This window comes from Paenibacillus sp. NPDC056933, from assembly GCF_042674385.1.
Lineage (GTDB): Bacteria > Bacillota > Bacilli > Paenibacillales > Paenibacillaceae > Paenibacillus.
Genome location: NZ_JBHUQN010000001.1, coordinates 21,389 through 45,024, shown reverse-complemented (window position 1 = coordinate 45,024; position 23,636 = coordinate 21,389). Strand labels below are relative to the sequence as shown.

Here is a 23,636-nt window from a genome sequence, read left to right as displayed (position 1 = left end):
GTAAGTTCTCCTTCTCTCTTGATCATTTTTCTGCATACATCTTGAATACATGTATACAAGGGAATACGTACTGGCTTAATCCCAGTCTTTCAAGCATTCAGGTTATCTTGCACAGAGCTTCTGAAACTGCAACTCGCAAGCAAGACAGCAATTTCGTTTCCTAACGATAGCCGACCTGCTCGCAGATTACACCCCCTTAAATTTGGTAAAAAAGCGTTCCACACGTTTCTAGTTCTTTCGCATCACCCCTCTTCGAGTTCAAATAACAATACAAGAAAACGAATTATTTACATTTCCGTAACTATTGTTGAACAATTTCTTAACCTTTAAAAACAGTCAAATGGGCCCATATCCGTTCAACCAATTAATTCAATTAATTATCAGATTAAGGAATATTCCGCGATCCCCTGGGTCCAAAGTCTTTTTGAAACCGGAACCATTCCGGCCAATAAATAAATAGAAAATTAAAAAGCAACTGAGGTCCCCTTTAATAGGTTCTTCAGCTGCTTTTATGTTGGATGTTTCTTTACTTTTCCCTCCTCCAACGTATAATTGATTCCATTCATTTCTCCCCACTGGTTACATTGGATTTCGGAATAACACGTAAAAAAACCGCCCCAAACGGGGCGGCACAATCGGTTCCTATAGTTGAAGCTGTGCCAGAATTTGCGGGTCCTTGATTTTTTTATCTTCAGCAAGCAGCATCACTTTGGACAAAATCTCAGCCGTTCTCGGATCTTCATCCAGGAATGGCAGGAAGATCCTGCCTCGGTGCTGACTATGCACAGGTACGATATGAAGTGCGCCCGTCGCCTGTTTGAACACATTGCCGCTGCCCAGATGAACGGCATACTCTCCCAGTTCACCATCAATTCGAGCATAATTTCCATCGAGACGTACGTTATCGACCTTCAACAGACGCAGCGACTCATTCACAATCACGTGACGCATCTCAATCGTGGTCAAGCTGGCTTCCGGATCTACGCCGCCAACATGGGCAACACTAACGACCAGATCGATGTCACGCATGACTTCTGAGAAGAAGACCTGCGGTACATCCTTTAACGCGACAGGTTTATACGTCTTCCGATCATAGAACTGCACCGTCTCCAGAGTAGGTGCTTCTGTATCTGCGGGCGAGAACCAGTCTGCCATGGCATAGAGATTGGCGATCAGATTATGCTCATAGCTAACCTTTTGCAGGCCTTCCTCATAACTGACGGTCCATTGACGTGCTTTGAGGAGGGCAACCGCCTTTTTGGGTTGAATCTGATAACCGGCATACCGGCGGGATACTGTACCGTTGGCCAACTCGTCCTCGTTAGGAAGATAAAGCTCACGGAACACCTGCTTGAATGGCTGCCGTTCCTGACGGTTGAACAGATCCCGTTGGAATTCGCTCCAGCTTCCACTCTGGAACAGATGCAATGGATGTGCAATCAGCAATGTATCCTGTTCCGCCAAGGTTTGAATCGAGCTATCTGTACCCGCCGAATCTGGAGCAATAAGACCACCAGAAGTTACATCGAAGCGTCCCAATTTGTCACCAGCCTGGAATACAAGGCTGCGAACCAGTGGACGAAGGATTGGATTCTGCATCAGATTGGAGATTTCCTCACGTGTGAAGAATGTTCCAGCCGTCATGGAACGCTCCAATTCCTGTCTTGCCCGGCGGTACTGATCCACCAGATCCGCCTTTAATTCTTTCAATTCGGTGATGTAACCATCTTTCTTGAACCGGGCAGGTACAGACTTAAGTGTCTTCCCTTTGCTCACGATGACCATTTCAGGCTGACCTTCTTCATCAATGACCAATTGGGCTGTAGTACTATCATCCAGTTCATGCGGCTCAAAATAGGATTTCATCTCATCCAGCTTGCGAGCTTCCATATCCCACATCAGCCGGGTAACATCAGCATATCCTGCATTACGGGCAAGGTTGCCAAGGGCAATCTGGGATACCAGGCTTTCACTAGCCCGGCGCTGTGCACCAAACTGCTTGCTCTGCATCAGAAACTTCTGAATGAAGTCATACCGCTCGCGCAGATCCTGTTCCCTTTCTTCCGCAAACGGAATCAGGCTGTAGGTCAACAAATGATCTTTATTTCGCTTCTCTTCCACGGATTCACGCATGTCTTCAAGTTTCAGCTTCCCAAGTGCTGCATCCGCGAACAGTTGTGATCTGCGGTGATTGGCTCCCCCGGAAATATACTTGGCACAATCGTACAGCAGACTGAACCGCTCCTCACCGACGGCCTCATACGCCTCCTCAAACCAGGCGATATCAAATGCGCCTTCGTTAAAGTCCTGGGGCGAAATTGGAGAATAATGCGCCACAATAGTTTCTTTTTCAGCGGTGAATCGTTCATTAATATGAGCATGGAAGTACCACGCTGCACTACGCAGGCCTTCCCATCCCAGATGCTTCGCAACGATCTCCATCCATTGCGGCGCGTACATCGCGGCTTCCAACAATTTTTTTTCCTGAATGGGATGCTTCGCCAGCAACTGTCCCAACAGCAGTTCATCCTCTCCAGCACGCGGATGGCAAACCTGAATCAGATGGCTGAACGTTTCTTTACGTGTTGTATTATCGCCGTAGCTATAGATATATCCACGGACAAAGGTGTCCTGATCCATGGCGGCAACAAGATGCACCCAATGCTCCATACCTTCAATGCGTTCAAGCTTCATGGCCAGCGTACTTACTTCTGTTGAGAGCTCTCCTCGGGTCAACTCAATCTCCAAAATTCGTTCAACAACTGCTCTTCGCAGTTCTGCCAATACCGGTTTCTCCGCAATCCAGTCAGACCGACTGGATGTCAATTCCCGAATAAACAGGGCACGGGACTCTCCCACAAGCAGCTGCTTGTAGACTACCTGAGCATCAATGAAACCCAGTTCATAGGCACGCAGATAATCGTTCAGAGTGAGGAAGGAGTTTCGATGACTGTCCTTGTTTAATCTGTCGAATTGACATAGTGTCTGAAAGTATCGCATGAAACTGTCATCATCATGTACACGATCCCGCACAATATAGAACCATGGACCAGACAAAAGATCGAGCATGCCCGATTCCTTTTCCATTTGTTCTTCAGGCATCATTCTCATCAGTGCATACAGTGTCCGTTCAGCGATTTCAAATGTATCTGACTTATCACTGTCCTCATACACGGCCTCAATCAGTGTTTTCACCTGATCTTGGTAACGAAGCTGGCTGGTCATCTTTTTTAGGTCCTGGATATACTGAAGCGGATAGACTTCCTCGGCAAATTCTTTACGCCATCCTTCCAGCAGCCAGTGTTTCTCCAACTCACTGTAGTCGTACACGTTGGAATAGTATCGATAATAATGATCCAGCTTCTTATTCAGATCCTCCAAACGGATCGCAAACAAAATTTGCAGCAGTTCCTTACTATCCAGACCACTCTTCTGCACATATTCCCCCCAAATATTATGGAGGGGGAATTGCTCCAATAACGCTATATCTTGCCGCTGATCATAAGGGGTGAAGACCACAGGGCGCAAAGTCGCTCCTACAAGCAAGGTTTCTTTGTAACCCGCATAATATTCAGCCTCATATTCATGGTCTCTGTGCTCATGCAGCAACGCATCCAAACCTTCAAGAAACTGCTTCGCTTTTTCCAGGGAAAGGGTAAACAGGTCCTTTGGCTTGAAGCCGCCGAGATCACGTTCTTCATGAAGCCGTGGATTTTCCCATGAAGGATCATACAAGCCGAATCCATTAGCCTCCGTATACCTGTTGCTCTGTTCTGTAAGCTTGTCCAGCAGTTTCTGTTCCTTGGCTGTTGGTGTCTTGATTAACGCTATGATTGGCTGAATCTGCTCCTGCTGCTCGGTGCGTTGTGGATCTGCGGAGATCTCGGTCAACAGTTCCAACGCACCCAATCGCTGCAGTTCACTTTTGGATTGTATAAGTCGTTTCAACGATACCATCAGCTGATCAGTTGGCTGAAGCAATAATACTTGAATGATCTTCTGACGCAGCGATCCCGTCTTCAGTTTGAGCAACGCCTCCATTTGCAGCATCTCTTCGAGCGTCAGCGTCAACAGCTTGGCTTTGAGCAGAGCATTCTCACGGTTGTTCATGCTTTTATCCGACAGACTGTCAAAAATAAATTTTCTTTGTACTTCAATCTCGGGATGATGGACAAACTGGGACAATAATTCTCCTCGCAGGTCCGGGCTCAGCTTGTCCTTAAGTGCAATGACCTCGCCAATCCATTCCGGGTCCATGTCATACGCAGCAAGGTACAGCATTTTTTTCACTACATCATCTGGATCGATCCGATATTGAACAAATTCAAGAACACCAGATGGTCCACCAGCCCCTCCTTGCGGAATGTAGGCCAGCATTTGTTTAAACAAATCAAAGTCACGCCGACGTACGGCTTTATCCTCAAAAACAGGCAGTGGCCAGACGTGAACACTACGTTGATTCTCCCCATTTTCAAAGCTCCAGTTAAACATGTACATGGCATCATAATTCTCAATCACCCAATGCAGCAACTCCATATCCTGTACTTCAAGATACTGACGTGCCATGTTTAAGCGCAGCCCTCTGTTCTGACTGTTAGCAAGTACGTATTGTGCAACAATCTGCTGATATACTTTCCCGTGATCCATGATTTGGATGACTTTTCGCTCCAACTCATTCTCTTCGATGACTGCGGTTGCCCAGAGACTGATGAACAATTGGTTTGCATTGTCACTTTGCCGCCATTCCTCTCGCACCGCAGGATCAGTCAATGCTTGATGCGCTTGTGTAATTAATTGCGCAGCAACACGCTGATTCGCCGCTTCAATTCCAATCCCTGTCCATACCGCGAGCGCTCTCACCACCGAACTGAACCGAATCAGGTTGTTGTCGATGATTATTTTTAATATGTATATATACGCCTCAAGCGTTCCTTCATCCATTCGTTCTACAATACTTTGGCGCAGACCCTCCTGCAGTCTGGCCGCAATCAGCAGTTCCCCAACCATCTGGTAGGCATCCATCTGATCACTCATAAAGATACCTTTGATCATTTCAGTGGTCAGCAATGCATTCTGATTGTCGCCATAGATAATATCATGCAGCGCCTGCTGCATATAGCCGGTTTCATGATCCAATTCATAGGCAATGCAATCCGGTAAAACGGCTCTAATCTCATGAAGATAATCAAACTTGTATTCCCGCATGGATACATATTCGTTCAGAGAGAAGCCATGCATCTCCATACGAAACAAGGCAATCATTTTACGAAGAACCTGTCCAATATGCTGTTCGGGATCGGTCGTACGAAATGGTCTGCGCTCATAATTTTTACTATAAGGAAAATTCACTGCTCGTTCTGCAATATAACGGAAACGTGCCAGGAATGGTTCACTGACCAGATGCACCAGCACATCAAGCAAAGGACGGAACAATGGCGTTTGCGTCTCCTCGGCCACACGCTTCAATAGTTCATCTGTATTCAAATAGGCCTTTTCGTCTTCGCGCAAATAAGTGAAACCAGCCATCTCTGCGACATAACCTGCGAGCTCCTGCTCTACACCATCCAGCGATTCCACCTTTTCCTGCAACTCTTGTTGATACTGTTGAACTTTATCTTCCTGATCCATTCCATTCTCCTCCTCGTCACTATCTACCACAGACGCCCGGCAAGCATTGTAAAGCGGATAAACACCACGTTATCGTCTTCCTGCAACATTAGCGGCTCGTCCAGTCCCTGCAGTTCTTCATCATTGAGAAACACTTTAAATAATCCATCTTCATATGCGGTTACAGCTGTATCCATGGCGCCTTCTACATTGGGAATCTCTTGGTTGTAAATTGCACCAAAGCCCACTTTCCCCGCAGCCCCCTGCTCCTGAATGTCCTCTGGCATCAGGTATGCAAGCCATTCCGCATCATCGTTCTTGTCCTGAAGAACCTTAACCTGCTGAGCCACCATGTTCTTAATAAGCTGTCTCAACGTATCGGTTGTTTCCGGAAGTTCGGCAGCTTGTTTGGCAAGTGCCGGCTTGCGTCTACCCAGACTTTTCACCGTAATCCATACGTTCACCGCTTTCCCTCCTATGTACTGCTTTATATTAATAAGAAGCTTCTATACAGCCCTTATATCTATACCACCATGGATAATGGACCTAACTTAATCATCAGCTTGTTTCATTACCCACTCCAAAATACGTACATATGTGCCCCTAATTAACATCATAACGAATATTCCAGCCATATTCATGGGCCAATCCTCATGTTTAGCTGGAACCTCGGAACTATTGCATTTCTACGTTTAATACGCAAAAAAAGCCGCGCAGTCTCATATAAATATGGGACTACACAGCCGTTAAGCTCTTCATCAGACACTCATAGTGTTATTCGACTCGTATTACTCACCTGACTAATCGTAAAGGATGAATGGTTACTGCGACCGTCTTGAATCCTGGCATACGGCAATAGGGATCCAATTCCGGTCTTGTTGCCCGATTCACATTCTGAACACCACCCCAGTGCATCGGCACGAACAAGGTATCTTCTCGAATATATGCTTTGACTCGGGCACGAACGGTGAAGCTCCCGTACACCGATTGTATTTCTACCCATTCACCATCCAGTACACGATTACGGGCTGCGGCAGCCGGATGAAGTTCAACGAAGTTCTCCAATTCACGAGCTGCGAGCGCTGCACTTCGATGTGTCTGAACCCCTGTCAGGTAATGAGGAAGCACACGTCCATTGGTGAGAATCAAGGGGAATTCCGGGGATACTTCATTCCAGCCCGGGCTTAACTCGGCTGTAAATACAGCTTTGCCATCCGGGTGGGCAAATCGCTCACTGAATAGCAACCCTTCCCCCTGTTCCTCTGGAGCAGGACATGGCCAGTATACCCCCTTTTCGTTACGCAGACGCTCATAGGTTATCCCATAATAATCAGCGATCCCCCCGCGGCTGGCTACCCTAAGCTCATTAAATATGTCTTCAGCACAATCATATTGAAAGTAAGTGCCTTTGCCCAATTCTGCAGCAATTCGGCACAAAACATCCCAATCATGAAGCGTTTCTCCGGGGGAAGGTCGGCCTTGTTCTCGCAACAAAACACGTCCTTCCAGATTGGTCAGTGTACCTTCATTCTCCAGATAGGCCGTGACCGGGAGAACCAGATCGGCCAATCGGGCTGTCTCCGACAGAAACATATCTGCCACCACCAGGAAATCCAGTTTACGCAGTGCCTCCTCCACCAAACGCACATTGGGATTGGATACCACCGGATTCGACCCCATCACAAGCAACGCCCGAATATCCTGATTATGCACACGCTCCATCATCTCGTAGGCCGAGACCCCTTTTCCTGGTAAACTTGCCGGGTCCACTCCCCAGACTGAAGCTACATAGGCACGATCTGCTTCATTTTCGATGGAGCGATAGCCAGGCAGCTGGTCGGCCTTTTGCCCATGCTCCCGCCCGCCTTGCCCATTCCCCTGACCTGTGATGGCCCCGTATCCGCAGCCTGGTTTGCCAATTTTGCCAGTCGCCAGAACCAAATTCAGAAAATGTCTGACTGCCAAATGACCGTCCGTTTGCTGCTCCACTCCCCGCGCTGTCATAATCATTCCAGTGTCTGCTTTACCGTATGCCATTGCTGCCTGACGAACCTGAGCCAGATCAATCCCACATGCCGTTGCGGCCTGCTCCAGTTGTAAATCTGCCAAACCATACGTTAATTGTTCGTATCCATGCGTTTTAACTTCTATAAAATGAGGGTCTACTAGGCCGGCATCCATAATCACCTTCAGCATCATATCTGCCAGCAAAGCATCCATCCCGGGTTTCACTTGCAAGTGAAGATCGGCCATCGCCGCGGTGGCAGTCCTCCGCGGATCAATAACAATAATGAAAGCCCCATTCTCCTTTGCCTGATTGAAGTATGGCAGCAGGGTTGGCTGACACTCCGCAATGTTGGTGCCTGCCAGTATAATGCAACTCGCTTTGGGAATATCGGATAACCGGAACGTCAGTCCACGGTCCATGCCGAATACTTTGCTCCCGGCAGATGCTGCGGCTGACATGCAGAATCGTCCATTATAATCAATGTGCTTCGTACCTATTGCAACTCTTGCGAATTTGCCAAGAAGATAAGCTGTTTCATTTGTCAAAGATCCGCCTCCGTATACCCCAATCGTATCTGCTCCATAGATATCTTTCATACTCTGAAATTGCTTTACGATATATTGGATGGCCTCTTCCCAGGAACACGTCTCAAGTTCGCCATTGCGACGGATTAAAGGGTGCAGCAATCGTTGGCCACTGAGCGCATGCTGATGTGCATTCATGCCTTTAACACACAATCTGCCCTGGGAGGCTTCATTCGGAACGCCCTGAACCGAATACTCCCCACGATGCTCTCCCTTAACAGGTTCAGCAAGTTCTTCAACGGTCATTTTGCACTGCACACTGCAATACGGACATTGAGTCTCCTTTACAAGAAGCCTTGAAGCTGTCAATTCTGAATTCACGGGTAATTTCATTTCCCCATCCCTGCCTTTCAGCTATGATACCCATCGCAAGTTCCTTCTGGAACTGATCATCCAAAAGCGTTTCCCGAATCGCCATAAATCCCAATCGCTCCGTCCATGCCCATAATGGTTCATCATACCAAGCAGTTTGACGGTACCACTGCAGGCAGGCAGTTGCGAGCAATGCTGCTTGCAGCTCTGTTTCTGCAACGCCGAGCAATCTGCCTTCCTTGACTGGATGCTCCGCATGTCCGCCTGCGTAAATTTCCCATCCTACAGGAGAAGCCAGCAAGCCAAGGTCCTGAACCAGTGCACTCACCAATGAGCCAGGCCGAGGTGCAATACCCACGTTCACGAGGGATGGCATATGTGCATCTGTCCAGCTCGAACGAAGTTTCGCCGCCAAGTCTCCCACATCCAGGGTGTAGGATGACAAAGGATTACCATCATCCCAGCGGATCTGAATTTCATGTTTACGCTTGATTCCGGCCTCCATTAAATGCTGCTGCATACCTACCCGCTCAGCCGCCGGATGTTCATCAGTAATCGTCACCCGCTCATTCATCGTTGAAGTGGATACCTGCAAGTAATAGTGGATCGAAGGACGACATACCGTGCATCCTTGCTCTGTGCCCCAATCCAGTTTCTGTAAGATCAAGGTTATGTCTATCTGCCGAGTTATCACAGGTTGATGATGTAATATATCCATGTGTTCTTCTCTAAGAATGTGATCCAGCGCTTCCTTCAGTCCGGCGTGGCCAAGATATGTACAGCTGCATACTGGTATGACAGACTTTTCCTCCAGTTGGGTTACCGTACCCGCACCGCCGTTATTCTTCTGATTATGTGTGTGTTTCACCAGAGCAGCAACCATGGGGCGACATCCACCGCATGACCCTGAAGCTTTAGTTTGCTCCCTTACCTGATCTGCCGTCTGAAGACCCTGCCCCTGAATAGCCTTCATGATGACAGCCTTGGTCACATTGTTGCAGGCACATACGGTCTCCTGATCCGGCAGTGCAGCAGCTGCCATTTCGGCAGGGTCGGGGGCATCCTCGCGTGGAGCCAGTTCCGCGACCTCTGCCCCGCGTTGCACCAGTCCCAGCAATGCTCTCCCCTCAGCCGTATCCCCGAACAAAATGGCTCCACGCACCTTACCAGCCTTCATCAGCACTTTTTTGTATGTGCCGCGAATCCCGTCCAGCGTTTGAATAGCAGTCTGCAATCCTTCACCACTGATCTCACCCGCTGAGAAAACATCGACCCCCGATACTTTCAGTTGGGAGTATGGAATTGATCCCTTATATTCCGGCGTGTCCTGCCCACATAATGTACGTGCGAGGACCTTTCCCTGTTCGTATAACGGGGCCACCAGACCATAACTGATCCCTCGATGTTCAGCGCATTCCCCAACCGCGTATATACCCCGTACACTCGTACGCATATAGTCATCGACCACGATCGCCCGATTCGTAGCAATCCCACTACGCCTAGCCAGATCCACATTTGGGCGAATGCCCACAGCCACAACAACAACCTGAGCCTCAAGCTTGGAGCCATCGGTAAAAAGGAGACCTTGGGCCTGCGAACGACCGATAATTTTCTGAGTATTTTTCGCCAAAAGGAAGGTCATCCCCTGAGCCTCAAGCTCCTGTTGAAGCATCGAGGCAGCCTTCAGATCCAGCTGTCGGTTCATAATATAATGTGCGTTGTGCACTACCACCGCTTCCATGCCTAGATGCAGCAATCCACGTGCAGCCTCCAACCCAAGCAATCCCCCACCAATTACCGCTGCCTTACGATACTCCTTCGAATACTCCGACATGCGTGTACAATCATCGATCGTGCGGAAAGACATGACCCTCTCTTTATCTATGCCGGGAATCGGTGGAACAAACGGAGAAGATCCAGTTGCCAGTATCAGAATATCGTATGTTTCCCTTATGCCGGATTCAGTCTCTATATAGTTCGCCTGAGTATTGATCCTGTGCACCGTTTCTCCTGTACAGAGCCGAATACCATGCTCCTTATACCAATTCCAATCATTAATAATGATATCCTGTAGCGAATGCTCACCCTGCAACACTTTCGACAACATAATGCGATTGTAATTGGGACGGGGTTCATTCCCGTAGATCACAATCTCATATCTGTCAGGCTCCAATGCAATAATCTCTTCTACACACTTCACACCGGCCATACCATTCCCGATAATCACCAGTTTCTTTTTGCTCATGGGCTGCCCCCTAATCTCTGTCACACATCTGAAAATAAACAGAAAAATCCCTTCTCCATATATCGGAAAAGGGCACCGTTGCCTCCGGAATCCACACGCCATTGTGTAGACTCATAATAGATTCAGATTAAGGTAATCTCAAACATATGTCAATAAAATTAACATAATGATTATAAAAATCATAAAAAATCAAAATATTTTAAATTTCATGTAATTTTTGTTGACATCTCAAATTTCCCTTTTTATAATTTGAATCAAAATCACAGTGCTGTGATCAACTCAGGTGCGGGAACACAATGACGTGTACCGCCTGTCGGCAACGGGGCCGCAAATCGTTCTTATCAGGACGAATTGCGGCCTTTTTCTGCCTGAACATGCACATAGACAAGTCTCGAAGATCTCAATTGGATGAGGAGCGATGATGGATGATGGAGAGTAAAAGTTTTTGGAAGAGCGGGCATAAGCCTACCCTGTTCGGGGCGTTTATGTATTTTGACATCAGTTTTATGATATGGGGTATGCTTGGTCCACTCGCCGTAGTGATTGCCCTGGATTATCCAATGACACCATTGGAAAAAGCCAATCTGGTGGCCTTGCCTATTCTTGGCGGCTCAATTCTGCGACTTGTACTTGGCTTCCTGTCCGATTATATCGGGCCGAAGCTGACCGCACAGATCGGGATGCTCGTCACACTTGTGCCTCTGCTACTGGGCTGGCTGTGGGTTGACTCCCTGAGCCAACTGTATGTAGTAGCTCTCTTGCTTGGTGTAGCAGGCGCCTCCTTTGCTGCTGCTCTTCCTTTGGCGGGACAGTGGTATCCCAAGGAGCATCAGGGTCTGGCCATGGGTATTGCTGGGGCAGGTAACAGCGGAACAGTACTCGCAACGTTGTTTGCCAATCGATTGGCTACCCATTATGGCAGCTGGGAAGTGGTATTTGGACTGGCGATTATCCCCATCGCAATCGTATTTATTCTCTTTTCTCTCTTTGCTCGTAACAGCCCCAACCGGCCTGAACCAAAGAAACTGTCTCAATACGGAAGCCTGCTGAAACAAAAGGATGCATGGGTATTCTGTGCCTTTTATTGTGTTACCTTTGGTGGCTTCGTGGGGTTATGCAACTATCTGACCATCTTCTTCAACACCCAGTATGGCCTTTCTCCAGTTCATGCCGCGGACATTACCACATTCTGTGTGATCGCAGGCAGTTTCTTCCGGCCTGTCGGGGGTTACCTGTCTGACAAAATTGGCGGAACACGCATGCTGACCTTTCTGTACACAGGAGCATGTATCATGCTGATTGGCGTGTCCTTCATGCCACCACTTCCCGTTGTGGTCGTCATGTTGTTCCTTGGCATGATGTGTCTTGGTGCCGGGAATGGCTCCGTGTTCCAACTGGTTCCCCAACGATTCGGCAACGAGATTGGACTGATGACTGGTATTGTAGGTGCCGCTGGCGGATTGGGCGGATATGCATTGCCCCTCATTCTCGGTCAACTGTACAGTTCCTACCACTCCTATACACCCGGCTTTGTCATTCTTAGTCTGATTGCGGCTGCGTCCTTGTTCCTCGTTCTAATCATGCAATCGCGTTGGCGTGTCAGCTGGCTGAATAAAAGCAGCAAGAGCATCACTGAATCTCCGTCCCTCACGTCCTAATTATTCTGATCATCCCTTATGAGATCCTGAGTATTAGGAGTATTCGTCCGCAGTCTGCTGTATACAAATGTAGATAATCAACACCACGCGGAACGGGGCTGTCCCATTAGTCATGAGCATGACGGTGGACGCCCCTTTGTCGCGTTATTTTGGTCTAATGAACCTGGCACGCACTATTTGCTCCCATTTGCACAGTTCTGAGATGTAACGAATCACACAGACGTTAATTCGTCGATTGGATTCGTATTCAGGTCCTACTATTCAGGATGAATATTTCTGCAAAATGATAACCGCATTATGACCACCAAAGCCAAATGAGTTGGACATACCAATCTTCAGATCAGCTTCTCGTGCAACGTTGGGTACATAATCTAGATCACATTCCGGGTCGCTGTGCTCCTGATTGATTGTCGGTGGAATGATACCGCTACGCAAGCTTTGAATGAGCGATATGGCTTCTGCTCCACCCGCAGCACCCAGCATATGTCCGGTCATTGATTTGTTTGCCGTTACCGGAACAGTATAAGCTTCTGCACCGAACAGCTGCTTGATCGCTCTGGTCTCGGAGAGATCACCCGCTTCGGTACTCGTAGCATGAGCATTAATGACATCGATCTCATGCGGCTGAAGCTGTGCATCTGCCAAAGCGGCTTTCATAGCCAAGTATGCACCGCGCCCTTCCGGATGGGTGGCGACCATATGATACGCATCTGAACTGGCACCATAACCAACAATCTCCGCAAGGATATTTGCGCCTCTCGCAAGGGCATGAGACAAGGACTCCACAACCAAGACTCCGGCGCCCTCAGCCATGACAAAACCATCTCTGCCAGCATCAAATGGTCGACTCGCCCCTTCATACGCATCGTTTCGTGTAGATAGTGCCGTCGCGTTACCAAAGCTTGCAAGCGATACTTCGGTGACAGCTGCCTCCGTCCCACCAGCAAAAATGACATCTGCCCCACCATGACGAATCAGCCAGAAGGCCTCACCTATCGCTGTATTACCGATCGAACAGGCCGTCACTGGTGATAGAGTAGGACCCCAACATCCAAATCTCATGCTCACCATGGCTGCAGCCATATTGGATATCATCATAGGCACCAGAGTTGGGCTGACTCGGGAAGGTCCACGCTCCGACAGGAGCTTGCCTTGTTCCATCAGGGTCTGGATTCCGCCGATCCCTGAACCGATATATACGCCAACCCGCTCCCTGTCCACATGATCCATCACAAGACCGGAGTCAGCCAAAGCCTGATCCGCTGCCGCAACAGCAAATTGCACGAACCGGTCCATGCGCCGAGCTTCCTTCCGTCCAAAGCGCCCCTCTCCGTCAAAATCACGGACAACTCCCGCTATCTTCGTTTTGTAGGATGTTGTATCGAACGACTCAATAGGCGAAACCCCGGATTTGCCTTCTACCAAGCCATTCCAAAATGTATGCACATCATTCCCCAAAGGAGAGATAATCCCCATTCCTGTAATAACTACACGCTCCATAACGCATCCTCCTTTAGTGCTCCTTGAATAATTGTTTAATTTAGTTATGCACTTATATTGCCATTCGTATTATCCTATTACAAGTTGTCAAATATAATAGTATAATCACTACCATGATAAACTAATGATCGAAGGTGATGGATTGAACCATGATGTCAGGCTACAGGCATTGTCCGCATTTCTAAAAAACCAGCGGTCCAAAATTTCTCCGGAGTCCGTCGGTTTACCCGCGGGCTCGCGTCGAAGAACGCCTGGATTAAGAAGAGAGGAAGTATCCCAATTGGCAGGCGTAAGCACAACGTGGTACACCTGGCTTGAACAAGGCCGGGATATTCAGGTATCTCATTCTGTGCTGGACAATATTGCGTCAGCTCTCAGGCTCACCTCAGACGAACGGAAGTACTTGTTTTCCCTTGCTCTGGAGTACCATTCGGAACTTCATATCCTGGATGAGAAGCCACTCCAAATTCCTCCCTCCTTGCAAAAAATATTGCAGGAACTTCGCAATTGCCCCACGATCATCTCGGATCGACGCTGTCACATTGTGGGCTGGAATGAAGCCGCCCGGCATGTGTTTATGGATTTTGAACAGATTCCTGCGGAACAGCGGAACATGATCAGCTTGTTGTTTGAACGAAAGGAATTTCGGAGACTGGCCGTCAATTGGGAGGATTTTGTTAGCGGCTTCCTGGCTATTTTCCGTGCTTATTACGGTCAATATGTTGATGATGAATGGTATAACATGTTTTTGGACGACATGATGGACAGATATCCTGATTTTCACACCCTCTGGAAACAAAGCAGTGTCAGTAGTGCCCCGGATGTATTGATTGAATTTAGACATTCCAAAGCTGGCAAAATGCTTTTTGATCTTACTTCACTACAGGTTCAAGGAAATGTTGATCTGCGATGCAGCATCTACACACCTGCAATAGACACAGCTACCGAGCGAAAATTGATCCGTCTCATGGAACCGAAGGCAGAACACGACTCTGATAAGAGCTGATGCTGTTCTTCCCATTCACATCGTAATGCATGTAAAAGAAGACCCAGGCAAATGAGCCTGGGTCTTCGTGTTTCTTTTGAAACATACCTTTAAAATTATTTCGTTTGCAGATTAACAGAGTTTTATTGAAATGCCGGGATCGCAATATCCGCATACTTCTCTTCAAAGAAAGCTTTCACTTCTGGACCCGCCATACGCTTCGCCAGCTTCTGAATGGCTTCCGAACCCTTGTTATCTTCCCGGGCAACCAAGGTAATGGCAAAATGGGAATCATCCTTCTCGGTGAACAGCGCATCCTTCTTCGGTGTAAGCCCCAGCGGACTCGCATAGGCCGGAGTCATGGCAACCAGATCAACATCATCCAACATGCGAGCGAGCATCAACAGATCCACTTCTTTAAACTTGAAGTTCTTCGTGTTTTCCGTGATGTCTGCTTGCGTTGCATTGAAACCGACGCCTTCTTTCAGTTTGATCAGGCCGTTCTGTTCCATCATGACCAGCGAGCGTCCAATGTTGGACGGATCGTTGGCAATCGCCACCGTTGCACCTTCAGGCAATTCCTCGATCGATTTATATTTTTTGGAATATGCTCCGTAAATGGCATTGTAGATAGGCTGCACAGCAACCAGATTCGCGTTATTCGATTCATTGTACTGATTCATGTAAGGTACGTGCTGAAAGAAGTTTGCGTCTACTTCTTTGTTCGCCAGTGCAGTGTTGGGTTGAACGTTATCCGAAAGTACCACAACTTCCAGATTAACGCCATCTTCTTTCAGCAATGGCTTCACAATATCCAGCACATCCGTCATTGGCGGAATCAAAGTAGCTACTTTCAACGTCACTTCTTGTCCGGCTTGACTGCCTTCCTTGTTTCCCTCCGCCGCAGGTGTTTCTTCTTTTTTGCCGCATCCGACTGCCACCAGCATCACTGCCAACAGCATGAGCATTAGTTTTGCTTTCATCTGTATATACCCCTTCATCATGTAATCTGTATTGGTCATACTGTATTTCATTCTTTCTTTGCTGGCCTGTCCCTCTTCAGGATCTGCGATCAAGCCAGCGGGACAATCTGCTGCCTGTAAATTGGATCATCTGTACCAGGATAATCATAATGATAATGGTAAATACCATGATCTCCGTCTCGAATCGCTGATAACCGTAACGAATGGCAAAATCACCAACACCGCCACCACCCACAATACCCATGACTGTAGAGTATGAGATAAAGCTGATGGTTGCCGTCGTTAAACCGAGGACGAGTCCTGAGCGAGCCTCCACATACAGGAATTTCACCACTAGCTGCATGGTCGATGCGCCCATGGAAGAGGCAGCTTCAACTACCCCCTTCGGTACATCAAGCAATGCCTGTTCTACCAGTCTGGCGTAATAAGCAACTGCGATGACCGATAACGGCACGGTTGCCGCAAGCGTCCCGATGGATGTTCCAACGACCAGACGTGTGAACGGAATCATAAATACGACGAGCAGCAGAAACGGGAAGGAACGAATGATGTTGACGAGACTTCCCAGAATCATGGACAGAGGTCGATTCTGATACCGTTGCCCTTTTCTGAACAGATACAACAGTGTACCCAGAGGCAGCCCGATTAACACGGCCGCTGCGATGGAGATACCCACCATAACAAAGGTCTCCCCGATGGCCTGCCAAATTTCATGCTGATACTTCACAACGGACTCAGGTATCATCATTATTGTCCTCCCCGTTATGAAGAGAAGTATTAGGTCCACTCATGGATGATGCATCTTCACCCATCAGCAACGAGGTCAGCAGATCAGGCTTCGGTACCGGTATGCTGGAGACTTCCGCCTCCGATAACGTTTTGACAATCCGTCCCTCCTTCATTACCGATATCCGGTCACAGAGCTTTCGGGCAACCTCCATCTCATGTGTAACGAGCACAATGGTCACACCCAGCGTCTCATTGACGTGTCGCAGCACATCCAGAATTCCGCTCGTTGTCTGCGGATCGAGCGAAGATGTCGGTTCATCACAGAGCAGCACATCCGGACGGCTGGCAAGTGCTCTGGCGATGGCCACACGCTGCTTTTGACCTCCGCTTAACTGTGCAGGATACTGATTGGCCTTATCCTCAAGTCCGACAAATCTCAAGACTTCATGTCCCCGCACAACCCGTTCGGAACGGGAGACACCCGCAAGTTCCAGAGGCATACAGACATTGCCGCTCACGGTCCGATTGCTGACCAGATTGAAGTGCTGAAAAATCATGCCAATGGACCTCCGCACCTGACGCAGACTCTGCTCACTCATCCGGGTTAGATGCTGCCCGTTCACAATAACTTCGCCGTCATCCGGCTTCTCCAATCCATTGAGCATGCGCAGAAGCGTAGATTTCCCCGCACCACTGGAGCCGATAATGCCGTGGATCTCTCCCTGGCCTACTTCTAGGAACACCGAGCTTAGCGCCTCGAATCCCTTATCTTCACGGGACCCACGCTCGTTATAACGCTTGCTTACCCCGTATAATGAAATCATGGGAGATTCCTCCTGCGATTGATCGTACATGGTCCTTCAAGAACACATGAAGAAAGCCCGCACAGCCGATAAAACCGGAGCGCGAGCAATCCTGTTTATTTATAATAAATCATCATCCCCCATGAAACAAGCTTTAACGTGAGATATCCGTTTTCAAGGCACTTGCCTCATATAAACTAAACCGCCCATTGGACGAACCAATATAGACTTCATTTCCAATCCGATTCAGGGTTCCGTTCTTTGCATCCCGATCCCGGTGCTCCGGATTACCCATCACTACGTCATGCACACGCCCCAACAAAGTACCGTCTTGTTTGTTCATCACCAGAAGATCATCACCCATCGGTAACAAAAGCTGATCATCAAATACCAGGTAACTCCCCTGATTGGTAGGGTATTGCAAAGCAGCAATCGTGTTTTGGGAGGTCCAGCGTATTTCCCCCGTACCATATGCCAGGGCTGCCGGATATCCGTTTTTGATTACATATAATTGATTGTCCTCCACGAGACCTCGTTCAATCTTGTCGTTTAATACCCAAAGCTTTTTGCCACTTTTGCCATCGTATAGTGTCGTTGTAAAATCCGCGTAATCTCCGTATATATCTCCCTTTTTGTTATCACGAATCAGCAGCCTGCCATCGTTAAGAACCTCAATTTGCTGTCCAGTCCTGGCAGAGAATTGTGCGAGCTTCTTGCCAGTGTTCAGATCTAGCAGCACCCATTGATCTCTCAACAACATCCAGCGTTCGGGCTGAGCCGGCAAAAACGGATCAAGACGGTATACTCCGTCAAAGTACGGATTGTTCTCAGGATGATCCACAGTCGGTTTGCCAACCTTGATACTCCATATGGTTCGCCCAGACTTCGGATCGGCTGCAACCAGTTGATTGTTCTCCCAATACATCACATAAGGGTCATCTGCCCCCTTGTTTAACAGTTGATATCCTGTACTAAGTTTTCTGGTCCATAATGTTTTTCCATTTGCACTGTCCAACACCGTTAACCAGCTATTGCTTGATCCTTCAACAACCGGACTATTCACAACAACTACATTCTTTGCGGCAGTAATGCCATTCAATCTGAATTTTTGCTTGGGAGCATACTCCCATACAACATCACCGGTCTTCAACTGGAGGTGGCGTATGCGATCAACGTATTCTTTCTTATCAGGGTCATAATCGGTATAGATTGTAACGTATTGGCGTCCCGTATCCATCTCTGCCCGCTGTCTTCCATACCCTGCATTGATCTCCCATAACTTCTTACCCGAATGACGATCAAGTGCGTAAAAAGAACCTTCATAATACCCCCCGCTAAATCCACCATCATCTCCTTTTATCAGGAGCACATCATCCGTAGCCGCTTGTAAAAAAGTGTAGTTAATATCTCCCTGATTGGTCCATATCGGCTTCCAGGGTAAAGTCGAAGGCAGCCTCTTGCCATATATTTTAGTCGTGAACTCGTATTCACCCAACCGACTGGTGCTCCAATTGGAAACCACAACATTTCCATTATCCTGCGGTAGATTCCAGCGCGTTCGAACCAGCCTGCCGTTCTTGTTAAATGTCACGAGAAAATGAGCATCTGCTCGCTCGTACCGCCAGGTGTCCCCAATGCTCATGGCATAACCTGTATCGTTCAAATTGCCGGAATGCTCTTGCCAATCCGGTTCGCCAAGCCACTGCGTGACCTGTTTCGAGGTTGTTTTTTGGTTCAGCACAATATCCGTCAAATGACGTACAGTCGTTGTGGGCATTCCCGATTCCTTCCTGAACCAGCCATCAGCTATCTTGGTATGCTCTGTTACATCCTTTGCCTTAACCCAAAGCAATGCAGGACGATAGGTAGACGATTCCTTATTCCAGACGCCCGGGGCAATCGACACGCCATACCAGTCCTTCGTTGCTGTAACAATCAATGCCTGATCTTTCAGGAATGCTCCTGAAGACCAGCTTGCCTCACTTCCCGGAAACAGGTACAGCTTGCTGCCCGATTGCAGTGTGAACGTCTGCGGCGTTGTTTTCGTCAGGCTGCGGCTTTCTTTGGAGGCATACCAGCCAGGTATCCAGAATTCACTGTAGTCGTTACCTTTTAATTTGATCCATTCCCCGCGAATAGTATCTATGGTCAAGCTCCCCTGGGTGGAGCTATATCCGTCTATACCCATCAGATCAGGAGAAACACGACTATCGATCACGCGGCTGTAAATAGGTACTCCTTCTGCAATCGTGACTTTATCCCCCTTTTTATAATTCTGCTTTACAGATAGCGCTTGCGTAACTGAACCCGCCCCTTGCCCCTCCAGCGCCATTGAATGGGTATTCATCAGTAGCCCCCCCGTAACCAGCAGAGCTGCAATACCAGCAACGATGTTCCATGGGTAGCCCGTCCCTTGCCTTTTACGCCCCGTCTTCACGTCAGTCCACTCCAATCATTTGAAGTTATTTCCATTTAAGACGTTATGAACAAGCAAAAGTTACTGTTTCTACCCATTTATTTTTTTTCTGCTAATCATCTGACATCCAGGAAGCCTGAATGGTACGGGAATGCCAAGCCCAGCATACAAGCGAACGTTAGCGAAATTATAAAATACCCCAGAAACCACAGATCCGCCCGAGAATACCCGATCTGGATGTAATATGTCCGGCTCGCACCTTCTGTAAATCCCTTCGCTTCCATCGCTACCGCCATACGCTGCGCACGACGAATACTCTGTGCAAGTAGCGGAATTGCATATCGTTTCAGCATGCCGTATATGTTCCAGCGAGAGCCACGCTGCATCGTTCCCCGAATACGGATGGCATATCGCAACGTCTGGAATTCATCCAGCAAAATCGGAATCATACGCATGGCCGCCAGAAAGCTATAGGCATACTTGGGTGGAAGCTTCCACTGCCGCATAAGGGAATAAAAGAGCCGAACAGGCTTGGTCGTCAGTCCGAATAACAGTCCGGCCGCCGCCATACTCAGCGAACGAAATCCCAGATGTAACCCGCGATAGAAGCTCTCTTCCGTAATATGAATTAATCCCAACTTAAACCAGGTGGTCTCGCCTTTACCAAACATGATCATACCTGTAGATGTTGAAATAAATACCAGAATGAACGGGGAAGCATACAGTAACAGTCTGGGCCATGGGTGACCTGTCCAGCACAGCAACAACAGCATGACGACTGCCACATTAGCCATTACATTCAGGTTGTGAATAAGGATAACGAAGACAAACAGTAATGTCAGGAAAATCATTTTCAGCCCAGGATTCACAGCATGAAGCCAGGTCTCACGATGAGGAAACGAGAGCTGCATCTATTATCAACCTCCCCTCATCCACCGTCCAGATTCGGTTGCAGTAACGCTTCACGATTTCCCGGTCATGTGTAACCATCACAATGGCGGTCCCTTCGCGCCGCAACCGCTCCAGCTGTGACAGCATGGCAAAGGTATTGCGTGCATCCTGTCCAAATGTAGGCTCATCCAGCAACAGAATCCGCTGTTCCCGAACCAGTGCCGAAGCTACACTCAGCCGTCGTTTCTGCCCCATCGACAGTTGATATGGATGCCTCCCGGCCAGAGCTGTCAGTCCGAATTGTTCCAGCATATGATCGGTTCGGACATCTCTTTCTTCAGTAGTTCGTTTGCCGCCCAGCAAGGAAAATCCCACTTCATCCCGGACTGTATTCGTCACGAATTGAAATTCCGGATTTTGAAACACAAAGGCAATGTGATCTGCAAGCTGCTCGGTTTTTCCAGCCGATTGTCCTTCCACAACATAATGACCTGTCGTTCTCAGGATATTCATCATGGACAGCAATAAAGAACTTTTACCTGCCCCGTTAGCCCCGATAATGCCAACCCAATCTCCATGCCATACCTTGGCCTGTTCCACCTGAATGAATGGCGTTTTTCCGCGCCATCCGGTGAATTGCAGCATTTCCAGAGCTGGCTGGAGCAGAGCAGGATCTCGTCTCTCCTTGTTATCCATACTTTCCGTTTCTGCGGCCCCGTAACGAATAGATTCTCCTGAGACCAACACTTGTGCCTTCGTCTGGCCTCGCTCTTCCCACACGCCCGGATACCAGATTCCGTATTCTCTCAGCATATTCCGCTCATCTGTAAACACCTGATTCGCAGGACCATCGGCCACAATCTTTCCTTCCGGCGACAATACGATGATTCGGTCTACCCACTCGACAATTTCATTAATTTTATGTTCCACAATAATGAGCGTTTTGTCCTGTGCAATCTGTTTCACCGTATCCCACACCTGAGAAGTTCCCACGTCATCCAGCAGTGCCGTTGGTTCATCCAAAAAGAGTACATCTGGCTTCATGGCGAGAATCGAAGCCATCGCAAGGCGCTGCTTCATGCCCTGAGACATGGATTGAATGAATACTCGATTATATTCAAAGCTCAGCCCCACCTGATCCAAGTATTGATGGATCAGAGCAGGCATCTGCTCGCGTGGAATATTCCGGTTCTCCAGGACAAAAGCAATCTCTTCATCCGTATATGACATACAGAACTGGGTGTCCGGATCTTGAAAAACAATACCGGGCTGCTCAGGCACCTGAATGTCATCGCATTTCATCGGAATCTCCACAGATCGCGGAATCAGGCCGCTCAGAATTTGCAGCAAGGTCGATTTGCCAGAGCCGCTTGGTCCAAGCAACAATACTTTCTCCCCTTGACGCACAGAAAGAGACAAGCCTTGAAATACCAAGGCTTTCTCTCCCGGGAACTTGCATCTTAGATTCGTGACACTTACCGCCAGCGCATTCCCCGCTCCGTTCATCTAGTCCAGTGCCTCATAATCCTGCTTCGACACCGGTCTAAGGGATCGCGTCACCCCTGTAAGCTCCAGCGCTTTGGCAAGATAATAGGCAAATACACCCGCAATCAGAATGCTGCCAATGAAGCGGAAACCGATAAACAGCGTATAGTTCCACGTTGAGAGGGAATCGATATACCCGTACTGATAATCCAGCAGAAGCGAAGCCGCCGCTGCCCCAATCGCCGCAAGGCAGGTCACGAACAGATTGCTTTTCCGATACAGAAAGGCGGCGAAGAAGATCTCTGCACCCAACCCTTGCAACAGCCCATACACCAGTGTCGACATGCCCCATTCACTTCCGAGAAAAGCACTCACTGTTGACGCCGCAACTTCAGCCAGAATGGCTACACCCGGCTTGCGAATGATCACATAGGCAAAGGTGCCCGCCATAAACCACATGCCGTAAATCATCTGCTCCGCATGAACGCCGAATGGCTTCATCAGATCATATGTAGGTCCCCATATTTTGTAGATCACCCCGAATACCACTGCAATCACAATCGTTACCAGAATATCGGTTAACTTCAATCTGTTGCTGCTTACTGCTGTTGACATGTTCTCTACTTCCTTCCTTGTTTCCCTTGGGTTATAAAACAAACAAAAAAAAGCCTCCCCGGTTCCCTGGCAGGCCATACGCACAGTTTACAATTCTTACGATGCTACGCAGTAAGCGGATATCGAAAAAGTAGATACAAACGACCTCATCCTTCGTGCGCATCAGAAAAAAACGCTACACCCAAGAACGCTGACATTTATCATCTATTCTTTACCCTTACCATTGCACATCGCAAATTCATGTTCTCTACGCTGGCATTACCCAGATCAGATCTACGGTCAGCGGCACAAGGCCGCTCTCTCAGCCCAACTTCATTGAGCTCCCGGTTCACTTATTTCATTGCTTCTACTGTACAACACATGGGTATTTGTGACAATCCCGATCAGGGAAAATCATGCATCACCTTTGAGATAGAGTGGTTAAATATATGTTTTTTCTTGTGAACATATGCTTCTGGTTCAAGGCATATTTCTTGCATGTAACCTTCGCATCGCACCAAGGGAATGTCTCGAAAGGGCCTCCCATTTCCGTAAGCTTGACCACACCCGCTGGTAGCGTGATGCGTCAAGCTTGCAACGTTCTAACGAATCTGCCCACCTTAAACGGCCGATTCTCAAGGCATGCAAATTTTAACGAACTTCAGTAACGTTACTTCAGTGCAAAAGCGGCGTCCGAGCCTAAAAATCGACCCCATTGATGAAATAACGTCTCTGTGATTCGTTACATCTCAGTACGGTGCAAATGGCAGCGAATAGCGTGTATCAGGTTTGTTAGACCAAAATAACGCGAACAAGGGATGTCCCCCGTCATATTC

14 protein-coding genes are annotated in these 23,636 nt (G+C 48.3%); 2 read left to right on the top strand and 12 right to left on the bottom strand.

From position 1 onward, the window contains the following. Positions 1 to 642: 642 nt before the first annotated feature. The 4 genes from ACFTRD_RS00180 to ACFTRD_RS00165 form a co-directional block, all read right to left on the bottom strand. A complete protein-coding gene (locus ACFTRD_RS00180) occupies positions 643 to 5,628 on the bottom strand; it encodes a DUF4132 domain-containing protein (protein ID WP_379376850.1) in 4,986 nt (1,661 codons plus the stop codon). Between the two features lie 23 nt (positions 5,629 to 5,651). Then, positions 5,652 to 6,071, bottom strand: coding sequence for a hypothetical protein (locus tag ACFTRD_RS00175; protein WP_379376848.1), 420 nt, complete (start codon positions 6,069 to 6,071; stop codon positions 5,652 to 5,654). 328 nt (positions 6,072 to 6,399) lie between these two features. Further along, positions 6,400 to 8,532: an assimilatory nitrate reductase catalytic subunit NasC gene (gene nasC, locus ACFTRD_RS00170; protein ID WP_379376846.1), complete on the bottom strand. Its 2,133-nt coding sequence runs from the start codon at positions 8,530 to 8,532 to the stop codon at positions 6,400 to 6,402. Further along, positions 8,435 to 10,756, bottom strand: coding sequence for an FAD-dependent oxidoreductase (locus ACFTRD_RS00165; RefSeq protein WP_379376844.1), 2,322 nt, complete (start codon positions 10,754 to 10,756; stop codon positions 8,435 to 8,437). The genes nasC and ACFTRD_RS00165 overlap by 98 nt, the downstream gene beginning before the upstream one ends. Positions 10,757 to 11,184: 428 nt before the next feature. On the opposite strand from ACFTRD_RS00165, the gene ACFTRD_RS00160 reads away from it, so the two are divergent. Further along, positions 11,185 to 12,414, top strand: a complete 1,230-nt coding sequence (locus tag ACFTRD_RS00160) for a nitrate/nitrite transporter (RefSeq protein WP_379381075.1) — start codon at positions 11,185 to 11,187, stop codon at positions 12,412 to 12,414. 261 nt (positions 12,415 to 12,675) lie between these two features. On the opposite strand, the gene fabF is transcribed toward ACFTRD_RS00160, so the two are convergent. Next, entirely contained in the window at positions 12,676 to 13,914 is a 1,239-nt protein-coding gene (gene fabF, locus ACFTRD_RS00155) for a beta-ketoacyl-ACP synthase II (protein WP_379376842.1), read from the bottom strand. A gap of 142 nt (positions 13,915 to 14,056) precedes the next feature. On the opposite strand from fabF, the gene ACFTRD_RS00150 reads away from it, so the two are divergent. Next, on the top strand, positions 14,057 to 14,920 hold the full coding sequence (locus ACFTRD_RS00150) for a helix-turn-helix transcriptional regulator (protein WP_379381073.1): 864 nt from the start codon (positions 14,057 to 14,059) through the stop codon (positions 14,918 to 14,920). Between the two features lie 122 nt (positions 14,921 to 15,042). Here ACFTRD_RS00150 and ACFTRD_RS00145 read toward each other — a convergent pair whose 3' ends face one another. From ACFTRD_RS00145 to ACFTRD_RS00110, 7 genes are all read right to left on the bottom strand, one after another. After that, positions 15,043 to 15,882 carry a MetQ/NlpA family ABC transporter substrate-binding protein gene (locus ACFTRD_RS00145; protein WP_379376840.1) on the bottom strand — a complete coding sequence of 280 codons (840 nt, stop codon included), beginning with the start codon at positions 15,880 to 15,882 and terminating at the stop codon, positions 15,043 to 15,045. A gap of 76 nt (positions 15,883 to 15,958) precedes the next feature. Then, positions 15,959 to 16,630 carry a methionine ABC transporter permease gene (locus ACFTRD_RS00140; RefSeq protein WP_379376838.1) on the bottom strand — a complete coding sequence of 224 codons (672 nt, stop codon included), beginning with the start codon at positions 16,628 to 16,630 and terminating at the stop codon, positions 15,959 to 15,961. Beyond that, entirely contained in the window at positions 16,617 to 17,435 is an 819-nt protein-coding gene (locus tag ACFTRD_RS00135) for a methionine ABC transporter ATP-binding protein (protein ID WP_379376836.1), read from the bottom strand. The genes ACFTRD_RS00140 and ACFTRD_RS00135 overlap by 14 nt, the downstream gene beginning before the upstream one ends. Positions 17,436 to 17,568: 133 nt before the next feature. Further along, complete coding sequence (locus tag ACFTRD_RS00130; RefSeq protein ID WP_379376834.1) at positions 17,569 to 19,851, bottom strand: outer membrane protein assembly factor BamB family protein; 2,283 nt, start codon at positions 19,849 to 19,851, stop codon at positions 17,569 to 17,571. A gap of 95 nt (positions 19,852 to 19,946) precedes the next feature. Then, complete coding sequence (locus ACFTRD_RS00125) at positions 19,947 to 20,741, bottom strand: energy-coupling factor transporter transmembrane component T family protein (protein WP_379376832.1); 795 nt, start codon at positions 20,739 to 20,741, stop codon at positions 19,947 to 19,949. Then, positions 20,716 to 22,227: an ABC transporter ATP-binding protein gene (locus tag ACFTRD_RS00120; RefSeq protein ID WP_483875040.1), complete on the bottom strand. Its 1,512-nt coding sequence runs from the start codon at positions 22,225 to 22,227 to the stop codon at positions 20,716 to 20,718. Before ACFTRD_RS00120 ends, ACFTRD_RS00125 begins: the two co-directional genes overlap by 26 nt. Next, entirely contained in the window at positions 22,228 to 22,821 is a 594-nt protein-coding gene (locus ACFTRD_RS00110; protein WP_379376830.1) for an ECF transporter S component, read from the bottom strand. Positions 22,822 to 23,636 lie beyond the last annotated feature (815 nt).

What these genes read in the sequence shown, in the direction of transcription:
- ACFTRD_RS00180 (WP_379376850.1), bottom strand. Translation starts at nt 5,628, where the DNA reads ATGGATCAGGAAGATAAAGTTCAACAGTATCAACAAGAGTTGCAGGAA.
- nasC (WP_379376846.1), bottom strand. Translation starts at nt 8,532, where the DNA reads ATGAAATTACCCGTGAATTCAGAATTGACAGCTTCAAGGCTTCTTGTA.
- ACFTRD_RS00165 (WP_379376844.1), bottom strand. Translation starts at nt 10,756, where the DNA reads ATGAGCAAAAAGAAACTGGTGATTATCGGGAATGGTATGGCCGGTGTG.
- ACFTRD_RS00160 (WP_379381075.1), top strand. Translation starts at nt 11,185, where the DNA reads ATGGAGAGTAAAAGTTTTTGGAAGAGCGGGCATAAGCCTACCCTGTTC.
- fabF (WP_379376842.1), bottom strand. Translation starts at nt 13,914, where the DNA reads ATGGAGCGTGTAGTTATTACAGGAATGGGGATTATCTCTCCTTTGGGG.
- ACFTRD_RS00145 (WP_379376840.1), bottom strand. Translation starts at nt 15,882, where the DNA reads ATGAAAGCAAAACTAATGCTCATGCTGTTGGCAGTGATGCTGGTGGCA.
- ACFTRD_RS00140 (WP_379376838.1), bottom strand. Translation starts at nt 16,630, where the DNA reads ATGATGATACCTGAGTCCGTTGTGAAGTATCAGCATGAAATTTGGCAG.
- ACFTRD_RS00135 (WP_379376836.1), bottom strand. Translation starts at nt 17,435, where the DNA reads ATGATTTCATTATACGGGGTAAGCAAGCGTTATAACGAGCGTGGGTCC.
- ACFTRD_RS00125 (WP_379376832.1), bottom strand. Translation starts at nt 20,741, where the DNA reads ATGCAGCTCTCGTTTCCTCATCGTGAGACCTGGCTTCATGCTGTGAAT.
- ACFTRD_RS00120 (WP_483875040.1), bottom strand. Translation starts at nt 22,227, where the DNA reads ATGAACGGAGCGGGGAATGCGCTGGCGGTAAGTGTCACGAATCTAAGA.
- ACFTRD_RS00110 (WP_379376830.1), bottom strand. Translation starts at nt 22,821, where the DNA reads ATGTCAACAGCAGTAAGCAGCAACAGATTGAAGTTAACCGATATTCTG.